Origin of the sequence: Streptomyces sp. CY-1, from assembly GCF_047218265.1 — a bacterium.
Taxonomy (GTDB): Bacteria; Actinomycetota; Actinomycetes; order Streptomycetales; family Streptomycetaceae; genus Streptomyces; species Streptomyces niphimycinicus.
The window spans coordinates 8,503,402-8,516,084 of record NZ_CP178393.1; the positions used below are offsets into that span (position 1 = coordinate 8,503,402).

The 12,683-nt window shown below is 71.7% G+C and carries 11 protein-coding genes; 2 read left to right on the forward strand and 9 right to left on the reverse strand.

Translation table 11 applies throughout. The annotated features are described in order from the left end of the window. Positions 1-11: 11 nt before the first annotated feature. The 3 genes from ACK1X7_RS36605 to ACK1X7_RS36615 form a co-directional block, all read right to left on the reverse strand. The gene (locus tag ACK1X7_RS36605) at positions 12-692 is read right to left on the reverse strand and encodes a hypothetical protein (RefSeq protein WP_385145317.1); all 681 of its coding nucleotides are present in this window, start codon (positions 690-692) and stop codon (positions 12-14) included. A gap of 19 nt (positions 693-711) precedes the next feature. Beyond that, positions 712-2,538 carry an AMP-dependent synthetase/ligase gene (locus ACK1X7_RS36610; protein WP_385145319.1) on the reverse strand — a complete coding sequence of 609 codons (1,827 nt, stop codon included), beginning with the start codon at positions 2,536-2,538 and terminating at the stop codon, positions 712-714. A 185-nt stretch (positions 2,539-2,723) separates the two neighbouring features. Further along, positions 2,724-3,617 carry a LysR substrate-binding domain-containing protein gene (locus tag ACK1X7_RS36615; protein ID WP_385145321.1) on the reverse strand — a complete coding sequence of 298 codons (894 nt, stop codon included), beginning with the start codon at positions 3,615-3,617 and terminating at the stop codon, positions 2,724-2,726. Positions 3,618-3,799: 182 nt separating this feature from the next. On the opposite strand from ACK1X7_RS36615, the gene ACK1X7_RS36620 reads away from it, so the two are divergent. Further along, on the forward strand, positions 3,800-4,903 hold the full coding sequence (locus ACK1X7_RS36620) for a bile acid:sodium symporter family protein (protein WP_385145323.1): 1,104 nt from the start codon (positions 3,800-3,802) through the stop codon (positions 4,901-4,903). A 101-nt stretch (positions 4,904-5,004) separates the two neighbouring features. Further along, on the forward strand, positions 5,005-5,463 hold the full coding sequence (locus ACK1X7_RS36625) for a VOC family protein (protein WP_385145325.1): 459 nt from the start codon (positions 5,005-5,007) through the stop codon (positions 5,461-5,463). 25 nt (positions 5,464-5,488) lie between these two features. On the opposite strand, the gene ACK1X7_RS36630 is transcribed toward ACK1X7_RS36625, so the two are convergent. From ACK1X7_RS36630 to ACK1X7_RS36655, 6 genes are all read right to left on the reverse strand, one after another. Then, entirely contained in the window at positions 5,489-7,450 is a 1,962-nt protein-coding gene (locus ACK1X7_RS36630; protein ID WP_385145327.1) for an exo-alpha-sialidase, read from the reverse strand. A 287-nt stretch (positions 7,451-7,737) separates the two neighbouring features. Then, entirely contained in the window at positions 7,738-8,100 is a 363-nt protein-coding gene (locus tag ACK1X7_RS36635) for a MerR family transcriptional regulator (protein ID WP_216347336.1), read from the reverse strand. A gap of 72 nt (positions 8,101-8,172) precedes the next feature. Then, the gene (locus ACK1X7_RS36640) at positions 8,173-9,480 is read right to left on the reverse strand and encodes a serine hydrolase domain-containing protein (RefSeq protein ID WP_398158625.1); all 1,308 of its coding nucleotides are present in this window, start codon (positions 9,478-9,480) and stop codon (positions 8,173-8,175) included. Between the two features lie 175 nt (positions 9,481-9,655). Beyond that, the gene (locus ACK1X7_RS36645; RefSeq protein WP_390795200.1) at positions 9,656-10,414 is read right to left on the reverse strand and encodes an SDR family NAD(P)-dependent oxidoreductase; all 759 of its coding nucleotides are present in this window, start codon (positions 10,412-10,414) and stop codon (positions 9,656-9,658) included. Beyond that, the gene (locus ACK1X7_RS36650; RefSeq protein WP_385145333.1) at positions 10,411-11,832 is read right to left on the reverse strand and encodes an MFS transporter; all 1,422 of its coding nucleotides are present in this window, start codon (positions 11,830-11,832) and stop codon (positions 10,411-10,413) included. Before ACK1X7_RS36650 ends, ACK1X7_RS36645 begins: the two co-directional genes overlap by 4 nt. Before the next feature lie 108 nt (positions 11,833-11,940). After that, positions 11,941-12,525 (reverse strand): TetR/AcrR family transcriptional regulator, encoded by a 585-nt coding sequence (locus tag ACK1X7_RS36655; RefSeq protein ID WP_216347339.1) that lies wholly within the window; start codon positions 12,523-12,525, stop codon positions 11,941-11,943. Positions 12,526-12,683 lie beyond the last annotated feature (158 nt).

The following is a 12,683-nucleotide window of genomic DNA, read 5'->3' on the forward strand; positions in this document are numbered from 1 at the left end:
CGCGCCCGTATCTACTGATCCGCGGTGAGGTGCAGCGGTTCCTCGAGCTCCTCCCGGAAGCGGTGCAGGGTGTGCCCCTCCCGCACCGTCGCGCCCACCGCGACCGCCGCCCGGCTCACCGCCCCGCGCGGTGCCCGCACCACCATGGCCAGCCGGTAGGTCCCGCCGATGCGCGCCGCCGAGGTGTGCCGGATCTCCCAGCCCGGATCGGAGCGCAGCTCACGCCGCGCCTCCAGGAGGACCCGCTCGCCGTACGCGGTGTGCAGCACCTCCCGGAAACCGAGCCGCGGGCCGAGATGGGCCGCGGGCGCCGGTGGCGTGGCCTTCGCCTCGGCGGTGAGCTGGCGCGGGGTCATGGACCAGGCCACCGGCTGGAAGACCGTGGTGCCCCGCCGCACCGGTTCGGCCGTGAGTGTGACATCGAGATTGACCGAGTGCAGGGCGGGGTCCGGCGCGTCCCGGGCGCAGGTCACCGACAGATGCACCAGGTGGTAGACGGCGTTGTCGGCCTCGGTCCGCAGGAAGTCCCGGAGCTCCGGATCCGGTTCGACGAGCTTCGTCGTCACCGGTAAGGCCACCGGCCCGCCCAGGATCACCCGCCCGGCCAGCCTCGGGCCGCTGGACTGAGGTGTCTCCTCGGACAACAGGGACAGTTCACGTTCGGGAAGTTCGGGGAGAATGACATCGATCATTTCGTGCCCCCTTCGCGGCTCAGGAGTGGTATAGCGCCTCGACCTCGACGGCGTATGCCTGTTCGATGGCCTTTCGCTTCAGCTTCAGCGACGGCGTCAGGAGACCATGCTCCTCGGAGAACTGCGCGGCAAGTATCCGGAAGGTACGAATCGACTCCGCCTGCGAGACGGTGGTGTTCGCCGCCACCACCGCGCGCCGGATCTCGGTCTCCAGATCGGGGTCCCGGACCAGGTCGCCCGGCGGCAGCTCCGGCTTGCCGCGCATCGTCAGCCAGTGCGCGACCGCCTCCGAGTCCAGGGTGACCAGCGCCGCGATATACGGACGGTCGTTGCCGACCACGATGCACTGGGCGACCAGCGGATGGGCTCGCACCCGCTCCTCCAGGCCGCCGGGGGAGACCGACTTGCCGCTGGAGGTCACCAGGATCTCCTTCTTCCGCCCGGTGATGGTGAGATAGCCGTCGTCGTCCAGCGTGCCCAGGTCGCCGGTGGCGAGCCAGCCGTCGCGCAGCACCGCGTCGGTCGCCTTGGGGTCGCCCAGATAGCCCTCGAAGACCTGGCCGCCGCGCACCCACACCTCGCCGTCGTCGGCGAGATGCACCGTGGTGCCGGGGATCGGCACGCCGACCGTGCCGAACCGGGTCTGCTCGGGCGGGTTGGCGGTGGCGGCGGCGGTGGACTCGGTGAGGCCGTAGCCCTCGTAGATGGTGACGCCCGCGCCCGCGAAGAACAGCCCCAGCCGCCGCTCCATGCCCGAGCCGCCCGACATCGCGTGCCGGACCCGGCCACCCATCGCGGCGCGCACCTTGCCGTACACGGCCTTCTCGAAGAACTGATGCTGCATGCGCAGCGCGGCGCCCGGACCCGGCCCGGTGCCGAACGCCTTGGCCTCCAGCGCCTCCGCGTACCGCACCGCCACGTCCACGGCCTTCTCGAACACCCCGGCCTTGCCCTCCGCCTCGGCCTTGCGGCGCGCCGCCGCGAACACCTTCTCGAAGATGTACGGCACCGCGAGGATGAAGGTCGGCCGGAAGGTCTTCAGATCCGGCAGCAGCGCGGCGGCCGAGAGCCTGGGCTGGTGCCCGAGCTTGACCTTGCCGCGGATGGCGGCGACTTCGACCATCCGGCCGAAGACATGGGCGAGCGGGAGGAAGAGCAGGGTGGCGGCCTCGTCGCCGCGCTTGGAGTGGAAGGCTTCCTCGTACCGCTCGACGATGTTGTCGCACTCGGCCATCAGATTGGCGTGGGTGATCACGCAGCCCTTGGGGCGGCCGGTGGTGCCCGAGGTGTAGATGATGGTCGCGGGCTGCTCGGGGGTCACGGCCAGCCGGTGCCGCTCGACCAGATCGTCCTCGACCGACTCCCCGGCCGCCAGCAACTCCTCCAGCGCCCCCGCGTCCAACTGCCACAGCCGCCTCAGATGCGGCAGCCGGCCGACCACCGAGCCGACCGTCATGGCGTGGTCCTCATGCTCCACGACACAGGCGGAGACCCCCGCGTCATGCAGCATCCAGCAGACCTGCTCGGCGGAGGAGGTGGGGTAGAGGGGGACGCTCTGGGCGCCCAGGGTCCACAGCGCGAAGTCGAAGAGCGTCCATTCGTAGCGGGTGGGGCACATGATCGCGACGCGGTCGCCGAACCGGACGCCCTGGGTCAGCAGCCCCTTGGCGAGCGCCGTCACCTCGTCCCGGAACTGGCCCGCGGTCACGTCCTGCCAGCGGTCATCCGCCGTCTTGCGTGCCAGCGCCACCCGGTGGGGATCGGCGTCCGCATGGTCGAAGACGGCATCCGCCAGTCCTCCGGCCTGGGGCGCCGTCGCCATCGGGGGGACGGTGAACTCGCGCAATACCTGCTCCTTGAAGCCGCTGGGCACAGCGCCGCGACCGTACCCGATCCGGCCCGGATGCGGGAGAGGTGTTTTGTGCCCGGAACGCACGGAATGCCGGGCGGCCAGTAAGGCGAAAGAGGGTCAATCAGGCGCCGACGAGGGCGGATTGCGTGGAGTCTGGTCCTATGCGCCGCGTGTGTGGCTCATATGTAACGGTCTTCTGCACGAAATCTCTCCGATCGTGGCACAGGCCCGGCCAGGATCGCGGCGGCGAGTCGCTCCGCGGCGGCGTGCGAGGCGCCGTCCTGCCGCCGCTTTCCGTACAACAGTACGAAATCCACCGGGCCGAGGTCGGGCAGCCCGGCCCGTTCGGGGACCGGCGCCAGGCCGGGCGGAATCAGGCCATGGGTGTGTGCCATCACCCCGAGCCCGGCACGCGCCGCCGCGACCAGCCCGTTGAGACTGCCGCTGGTGCAGACGATCCGCCATGACCTGCCGTGCCGCTCCAGCACATCCAGCGCGCGGGCCCGGGTCAGCCCGGGTGGCGGAAAGACGATCAGGGGGAGCGGACGATCCGGATCCAGCCGCAGCCGCTCGGCGCCGATCCATACGAGCCGGTCCCGCCACACCAACTGGCCGCCCGGCCTCTCCTCGGACCGCTTGGCCAGCACCAGATCCAGCTTGCCCGCCTCCAGCCGCTCATGCAGCGTGCCCGACAGCTCGACGGTGAGCTCCAGATCCACCTCGGGGTGATCGCGGCGGAACCCCTCCAGGATCTCCGGCAGCCGGGTCACCACGAAGTCCTCCGAGGCGCCGAAGCGCAGCCGGCCGCGCAGCCGGGTGCCCCGGAACCAGCTCGCCGCCCGTTCGTTCGCCTCCAGGATCGAGCGGGCGAACCCCAGCATCGCCTCGCCGTCCTCGGTCAGCTCCACCCCGTGGGTGTCCCGGGTGAAGAGCTGCCGCCCCACGGCCGCCTCCAGCTTGCGCACCTGCTGACTCACGGTGGACTGGCGCACCCCGAGGCGGTCGGCGGCCTGGGTGAAGCTGAGGGTCTGGGACACCGCGAGAAACGTCCGGAGCTGGGCGGGGTCGTACATGGGGCCACTGTATGCCGAGGTCCGGGGCCCATCACGGAATGCGATGGCAGTCAGAGCGGTATGCAGGATTCCCGATGGCCTTGATCCGGAGCACTATGGACGGGGCCCCGTCCGTGTCCATGCCAGTCCACGCCAGTCCGCGCCAGTCCGCGCCGGATGAGAAAGAGCGAGAAAGAGAACGAATGCCGCACCGCCCGCACCGCCCGCATTTCCTCCGCAAGATCGCCCTCCCCTCCTGGCTCCCGCTGGACGGCTTCATCCTCGGACTCATCGGCACCGTGGCGCTCGCCGCGCTGCTCCCGGTCAGCGGCCGGGCCGCCACCGTCACCGACGGAGCCACCACGGTCGCGGTCGCCTTCCTCTTCTTCCTCTACGGCGCCCGGCTCTCCACCCGTGAGGCGCTGGACGGAGTGCGCCACTGGCGGCTCCACCTGACCGTGCTGGTCTGCACCTTCGTCATCTTCCCGGCCCTCGGCCTCGCCGCGCGCGGCCTGGTGCCGTACGTGCTCACGCATCCCCTCTACACCGGGCTGCTCTTCCTGTGCCTGGTGCCCTCCACGGTCCAGTCCTCCATCGCCTTCACCTCGATCGCCCGGGGCAATGTCGCCGCCGCGATCTGCGCGGGCTCCTTCTCCAGCCTGCTCGGCGTGGTCGTCACCCCGGTGCTTGCCGCACTGCTGCTGGGCGGCAGCGGCGGCGGCTTCTCGGCCGACTCGATGGTCAAGATCGCGCTCCAGTTGCTGGCCCCCTTCCTCGCCGGTCAGCTCCTGCGCCGCTGGATCGGCGGCTTCATCTCCCGCCACCGGGCCGTGCTGCGCCTGGTCGACCGCGGCTCGGTGCTGCTCGTGGTCTACGCGGCGTTCAGCGAGGGCATGACCCGGGGCATCTGGCACCAGGTCACCCCGGCCCGGCTGGCGATCCTCCTCGGCGTCGAGGCGGTCCTGCTCACGGTGATGCTCACGCTCACCTCGTACGGCTCACGGAAGCTGGGCTTCGTCCGCGAGGACCGGATCACCATCGTCTTCGCGGGTTCGAAGAAGAGCCTGGCCGCCGGGCTGCCGATGGCGAGCGTGCTCTTCGGCGCCCAGGCGAGCCTGGCGGTGCTGCCGCTGATGCTCTTCCACCAGATGCAGCTCATGGTCTGTGCGGTCCTGGCCCGCCGCTACGCGGCGCGGGCGCCGGAGGCGACGGTGACTGAGGCGGCGGTGACCGGGGCCGAGACGGGGCCGGAGGCCGCTCGGGCTCGTACGGACAGCGCGGACAACACCGCACTGACCCGCGTCTGACGCCTGCCGCCAGCTTCCGGCGGTCTGGTCTCCGGCGGTCTGGTCTCCGGCGGCCTGGTCTCCGGCGGTCTGTTGTCAGACCCCTCTGGGAGGCTTCGGACATGACGACGCCGACGCTTCAGCTAACCATCGACTGTGCCGAGCCACGCCGGATGGTGGCCTTCTGGGCCGAGGCCCTGGGCTATGTGCCCGAGCCCCCGCCCGGCGGCCATGCCACCTGGCGGGAGTACTGGGCGGACATGGGGGTGCCCGCGGAGGAGCTGCCCCCGGGGGTCGGGGAGACCCCGGAGTCCATCGTGGATCCGGAGGGGCAGGGGCCGAGGGTGTGGTTCCAGCAGGTTCCGGAGTCGAAGGTCACCAAGAACCGGCTGCATCTGGATCTGAAGGTGGGCGGCGGGCGCGATGTGCCCCTGGCGGTCCGCACCGAGCGGGTCACCGCGACCGTGGACCGGCTGAAGGACGCCGGGGCCACGGTGCAGCGGATCATGGACGAGCCGGGGATGGGGTACTACGCGGTGGTGCTCCAGGACCCGGAGGGCAATGAGTTCTGTGTGGTCTAGCCGTGGATGAACGCCAGTCGCGGCGTCACCGCACGCGGTCCAGGGGGAGGCGGACGAGGGCGCCGGAGTGGTGGTCGTCGAGCGGGGCGTTGAACTCGCGGACGCGGCGCAGCTCGGTGTCGGTCAGCGCGCGGCCGTACAGGCGGAACTCATCGAGATCGCCGGTCATATGGGAGCGGCCGTCCACGGCCTGGCCGAGGTGGAGGCCGAAGGGCGCGGTGCGGCTCACGGTGCCCGGGGCATCGGGGGCGGTGACGGCGGTGCCGCCGTCCACGGTGAGGGAGAGCCGTCCGCCGCCGCGGGTCAGGGCGAGGTGATGCCACTGCCCGTCGTTGTACGCGGCGTCGGTGGACACCGAGGCGCTGGTGAAGGTGGAGAAGCCGGTGACCGTCGTCATCAGCGCCCGGATCCGGTTGCTCCCGGGCTCACCGCGCAGCCAGACCTGCGGCTGTTTGCTGCCGATCCCGCCCATCCACAGGAACGGATGCTGCCCGGAGGCGGCCGAATACCGGAACCACAGGCTCGCCGTGAAGTCGCGGGTGCCCAGCGGCAGTGCGGTCCGGTACGGGACACGTACCGCGTCGTCCGTACCGTCGAAGGACAGCCCGCCGCCGAAGCGGCCGTCGCCGCGCGCCGCCGCGCCGCCGAGCACGGTCGCGGACCGGGCGCCGGGCGCGCGGTCGTCGGTGGTGGGGGCGGGCGCCTGGCGGGGGCCCAGCCAGTCCTCGGTGAAGCGGGCGAAGCGGATCTCGTCACGGGCGTCCACCGCACCGCCCTCGTACAGCAGCCCCACCGTGTCGCGGGAGACCGCGACCATGTCGGAGTAGCCGGACCAGTCGGTGGTGACGACCTTGCCGCGCTCGACACCGTCCCAGGTGCGGGCCTCGTCCCAGGAGGAGCGGATCATCATGGTGCGGCGGCGGTCGGGATCGGCGGGGGCCGAGAAGAGCAGCCGGCTGTGGCCGTCGCGGGCCGGATCGCGCAGCCGCAGGATCGACCCCTGCACCTGGGGAGTGGGCAGATCGGGGATGGTGCGGAAGGGGCCGGTGAAGCTCTGGCCGCCGTCCCGGCTGATGGCGTAGTCGCGGTGGCCGAGATCGGTGCCGTCCTGCTCCCGCCCGCTGACGTAGACCGATCCGTCGGCGCGCTCCACCAGCGTCATCTCGGACGGCTTCTGGCGGAAGGTGCCGTCCTCGGCGAGCGGATAGGTGTCCATCGCGCCGATGCGCCAGCGGTTGCCGCCGTCGTCGCTGTAGGCGAGCGCGGCATGGTTGTCGGTGATGCGGCCGCCGCTGTAGCTCTCGGTGTTGAGGGTGAAGACCAGCCGGCCCTTGTGCCGGCCGCGCTGGAGCTGGATGCCGTGGACGGGGCCGGTGGCGTACCAGGAGTTCCACTGGGGCGGCATCAGCGAGGAGCTCAGATCGCGCGGGGCCGACCAGGTGGCGCCGTTGTCGTCGCTGTACTGGAGATGCGGGGAGCGGTCACAGGGGATGTCGCAGCTCTGGGAGTCGTCGCGGCCGGTGTTGTAGGTGCTGGCGAGTACGATGCGGCCGGTGCGCAGGTCCACGATGGGCGCGGGGTTGCCGTGGGTGTCGCCGCCGCCCTCGTTGATCACCTGGAGCGGACCCCAGGTGCGGCCGCCGTCGGTGGAGCGCTTGAGCACCAGATCGATGTCCCCGGCGTCACCACAGTTGTCGACCCGGCCCTCGGCGAAGGCGAGCAGGGAGCCGTCCTTGGCCTTGACGATCGCCGGGATCCGGAAGCACGAGTAGCCCTGTTCCTGCGCAGACTTGAAGAGGACCTGCTGTTCGAAGCCGGAGTCGGCGCGGGCCGCGGACGCGGAGGAATCCGTGTCCGCGGCCCGTACCGGAAGCGGAATCAGGGCCAGCGCCGCGGCGGTGAGGAGCACGGAGGCGCGGCGCCGCCATGGTCTGGCACGGGGGTGGGGTGGTCTGGTGCGGGGACGTGTGCGGAGAACTGACGCCATGGTCACGGCCTGCCCTTCAGACTGCCTCATGGAGGCATCGGCATCTGGACGTCAGGGCCGTCGGGCATCACACCAGGAGGCATCACACCGTCAGGACATCAAGACATCCCATGTCTCACACATGACTGCGGCAGAAAGTGTCTCGTCCTGCGGTCGTCCGGGACAAGGACCGTGCGTCATATCCTCGTGACGCTGGGCCAGTTGAGGTGAGGGCGGGCGCGAGAGGGCGGCGCCCGCCCCCGGCCGCGCCCCGCTCCCGGCCGCCCCGGCCGCGCCCCGCTTCGGTGTCAGCTCATGGCCGACTGGCCCGCTGTGATGACCCTGTCCAGCAATGACCGGGACAGCTCGAGCTCCTCGATGGCCGTGGTCATCCGCTCCCGCTCCGCCCGCAGCTCGCCCAGCAGATCCGGGCAGGTGGGCACGAGGTGCTCACCGTCGTCGCGCAGGCAGGGCAGGACCTGGGAGATGGTCGCCGTCGACAGCCCGGCGGCCAGCAGCGAGCGAATGCGCCGCACCACCGCCACATCGGACGCGCGGTATGCGCGATAGCCGCTGGGCAGCCGCTCGGGCTGGAGGAGGCCCTGCTGTTCGTAGTAGCGCAGCAGCCGCTCGCTCACCCCGGTGCGGCGGGACAGCTCGCCGATCCGCATGGGCCCTCCTCCGCACACCCTCACGCCCAGAACTCTCTTCACGCCCCGAAACTCTCCAATGGATGTCAGAGTTTACGGCTTCGGCTGCACGCCGTCGCACAGAACGCGATCGGTGAGGCGCTGCACGGCCGCCTCGGCCCGGAGCAACTGCTCGTCGTCGTCGGTCTTGCCGCTGGAGCTGATGGTCACCGAGCGCCGCCCGCCCTCGGTGAAGCCGGTCCGCACCATGGCGCCTTCGAGGTCGCCGCCGTGACCCCAGCGGTAGCCGCCGCAGCTCAGCGGCTGCCGTATCATCCCGAGCCCGTACTGGGCATGCGGGAAAGCCACCTCGAAGTCCGGTCCGACGGGGACGGTCCGGCGCATCTCGGCCAGTTGCGCCGGGGGCAGCAGACGGCCGCCCAGCAGCGCGGTGTAGAACCGGTCCAGATCGCGGTCGGTGGTGATGAGCGAACCGGCCGCACCGCCCCAGGAGACGTTCCGGATCGTGGTGTCCGTCCAGGCGCTGGAGCCGGGGAAGCGCTGATACGTATGGGCGTACGGGGCCTTCAGCCGCGGATCGTCCCCGGGCTCATAGGTGCCGGTCAGGCCCAGCGGGCGGATGATGCGCTCGCGGACCTCCTCCGGCCACGCCCGTCCGGTGACCTTCTGGATGATCATTCCGGCGAGGACATAGCCGGGGTTGGAGTAGTTCCAGTCGGGCTTCTGGTCATCGGCCGGGGCGGGTGGGAAGTCGGGCCGGTGCTTCATCGCCCCGGCGACCACCTGCTCGGGGGAGACATGGTCGAACCGGGTCCGATCGAAGTCCGCCGCCGAGTCGCCGGTGTCCTCGCTGTAGGCGTAGTTGTGGATGCCGCTGGTGTGCTGGAGCAGATTCCTGACGGTGATCCGGCGGCCGTCGTTGCCATTGCCGCTCACCACGCCCGGCAGCCACTTGTCCACCGGATCGCTCAGCGAGAGCCGCCCCTCGGCGACCAGTTGGAGGACGACCGTGGCCACGAAGGACTTGGTGACGCTCGCGGCCCGGTAGTGCGCCCCGTACGGCATGGGACGGCCGGTGTTCAGCTCCGCCTCGCCCGCGCGGGCGTGGATCCGGCGGTGGCCGTCGCGCACCTCCACGGTCAGGCCGATGAAACCGGCGTCCTCTAGCGTCCGGGCCACCTCGCGCCGCAACTCGTCCTCGGTGAGCCGGTGGTCGGGGGAGCCGGAGCCGGACGCTGCGGGTGCTGCGGGGGCTGCGGGGGCTTGGGGCGCTGTGGAGGCTCCGGGGTCGGCGGTGGTGGTGGCGGCGGCCGGGACCGCCGCCGCACCGCCGAGGAGGGCGGCGGTGACGGCGGTGGCCATGACGAGGCGTAAACGAGGGCGCTTCGTGGGTGCGTTCATGTCTCACCAGCCTCCGGGTACGGCGCCGCCCCGGCCATGCGGCCAGCCCCCGCGTAAGAGTGGGGGCAGCCCCATGGCCGGAGCACCACGGCCGGAGCACCACGACCGGGCCGCTCCGGCCGGTCGGTCGCTCGGCACGGTCAGGCGCTCGCGGCCGGTTGGGCCCTCGGGCCGGTCAGGCCGACGAGCCGCTGTCCACCACCAGATCCGTGCCGACCACCGAGCCGGCCGCCGGTGACGCGAGGTAGAGCACGGCCGCCGCGATCTCTCCCGCCTCCGCTATCCGGCCCAGCGGATTCTCGGTCTTCATCCGCTCGGCGCGGTCGGCCTCGGTCTCACCGGGCCGCAGGGACATGGGGGCGTCGGAGGCACCGGGGCTGACCGCGTTGATCCGGATCCCCTGGTGGATGTGGTCGAGCGCGGCGGCCCGGGTCAGTGTGGCGACCGCCGCCTTGGAGGTGCTGTACGCGCCGAGGCCCGGGACCCGGAGGTGGGCGCCGAGGTTGGAGGAGACATTGACGATCGCCCCGCCGCCGTGGTCCTTCATATGCGCGATCTGGTGCTTCATCGCCAGCCAGACACCGGTGACATTGGTGCGCAGCACCGCCTCCCAGTCCTCCTCGCTGACCTCTCCGAGGGGTCCCTGGCCACCCATGATCCCGGCGTTGTTGACGGCGATGTCCAGTCCGCCGAAACGGGTGACGGCCTGGTGCACCAGCTCGCGCAACTGCCCGGAGTCGGTGACATCGGCGGGCACGGCGGCGGCCCGGCCGTCGGCGGCCTCGATCAGGCGGACCGTCTCGGCCAGGGTGGCTTCGGTGCGCCCGGCGGCCACCACGGAGGCGCCTTCGGCGGCGAAGGCGAGCGCGATGGCACGGCCGAGGCCGGTGCCCGCTCCGGTGACGAGGGCGGTCTTTCCGGTGAAGCGGTTCACTGCGTGGCTCCTTGAGGAAGCGAGGAGGGACGGGATGGACGGGTCCGCTGGACGCGGAGGTTCAGGGCGGCGACGAGGGCCAGCGCGGCTCCCGTCGCGGCGAGGGAGACGGCATCGCTGCCGAAGGTGAGCACGATGGCAAAGACCACGGTCGGGCCGAGCTCCATCGCCGTGTTCAGCACCCCGCCCGCGAGCCCGGTCCGCTCGGGCGGCACCCCATGGGTGGTGAGCACGGCGGCCCCGGCGAAGGAGGCGGCGGCGCCCGCCGGCAGCAGCACCAGCCCCGGCAACAGCGCGGAGGCATACGAGGTGTGCGGATCGAGCCCGGTGAGGGCGAGCAGAACCAGCCCGGCCGCGGCCGTGGCCAGCCCGGCGGCGGTGACGACGGGGGCGCCGAAGCGGGCTATCAGCGGCCCGGCCGCCCGCCCCGAGGCGAGCAGGGCGATGGCGAACGGCACAAAGGCGGCCGAGGTCCCCAGCGGTGACCAGTCACGGTCCTGCTGGAGATGGAGCGAGAGGGTCACAAAGGTCATCGCGGTCGCGCAGGCGCTGAGCGCGATGGCCGCGAGGGCGAGGGCCCGCCGCCGGTCCAGCAGGAAGCGGGGCGGCAGCAGTGGATCGCCGGCCCGGCGCTCGACGCACCAGAACGCGATGAGCAGCGCGGCGCCGATGAGCAGGGGCACCAGCACCCCGGCCGACGACCAGGGCAGCGCGTCGGTGACCACGAGCCCGTAACTGGCCAGCGTGATCCCGGCCGTGGCCAGCAGCGCGCCCGGCAGATCGAGCCTCCGGCCCCGGCTCGGCGCGGTGTCCGGCAGCAGCCGGGGCGCGAGGACGAGGGCGGCCGCGGCCACCGCAAGGGGCACGGCGAAGCTCCAGCGCCAGGAGAGCAACTCGGCTATGACGCCGGAGACCAGATTGCCCGCGGTCGCGCCGAGCACGGAGAGCCCGCCCCAGGTGGCCATCGCTCTGCCATAGGCCACGGGGGTGGGGAAGACGGCGCGCAGCACGGCCATGGCGGCGGGTGCGATCAGGGCCGCCCCCGCGCCCTGGGCGAACCGGGCCACGAGCAGTGTCCCGATACCGGGGGAGAACGGGGCGGCGGCCGAGGCGGCGGCGAAGACGATGAGCCCGGCGGTGAGGGCGCGCCGCCCGCCGTAGCGATCGGACAGACGCGCGCCGAAGAGCAGCAGCCCGGCGAAGGTGAGCCCATAGGCGGCACTGAGCAGGATCAGATCGGCCCGCTCCAGGCCGAAGGCGCGGCCGATCTCGGGCAGCGGCACGGCGATCGCCGCGAGCGTGAAGATCAGGGTGATCTGGACGGAGCCGAGCAGGGCGAAGGCGTGGCGAGGGCGGGTCGTGGTCGTGGTGGTGGCGGCGGTGGTGCCGGTGCCGCGCGGGGTGTCGGTGACGGTCAACTGTCCCCCCAATATTTGACCGATCGTTTTGATATGCGGGCATGCGAGTGCCCCGGGCCGCCGAGGTCAGGTCGGAGGTGTCGGGTCGGAAGCGTCAGGTCATGGAGGTCAATCCAGCAGTGCCAGCGCCTGCTCCGCGGCGTCCCGCACCCGGGCCGGGTCGTCCGACGCCTTGCCGACCACCCGCAGCCCCTGCATCAGCACGAACAGCATCCGCGCCAGCGCACGGGGGTCGCGGTCCTCGGGAAGCTCCCCCTGGGCCTGGGCCCGTATCAGCGCGGAGCACAGCGGTGTCTCCACATGGTCCCAACTCAGCTCCACCCGGCGGGCGGCCGCCGGGTCGTGTGGGGCCAGCTCGGCCGCCGTGTTGGTCACCAGACAGCCGGCCAGTCGCTTCTCCGGGGAGGCGGCCTCCTCGGCGAAGCGCCGCACCACCGCCCGCACCGCGGGCAGTGCCGGGCCCGGCTGGGACAGCTCGGTCAGCAGGGACGGGTCGCGCGTCTCCGCATAGCGGTCCATCGCCTTCAGATACAGCTCGTGCTTGCTGCCGAAGGTCGCGTAGATACTGGCGCGGCCGATGCCGAGGTGGTCGACGAGGTCCGCCATCGAGGTCGCTTCATAGCCGCGCTGCCAGAACAGCTCGAGAGCCGATTGCAGGGCGGCCTCCGGATCGAATTCCTTCGTTCTGGCCATGCCCCAACCGTAGCACCTAATCAGAACGAGCGGTCAAGAACACTTTCGAGTGAAGACCCGGATATGGAACGCGTGTACGGGGCCCGGTGACGTGCGTAAGCGACCCGGCAGGGGCCGGCCGGCGCAGGGGGCGCTCCCCGCCGGCCGGCCCACCAACC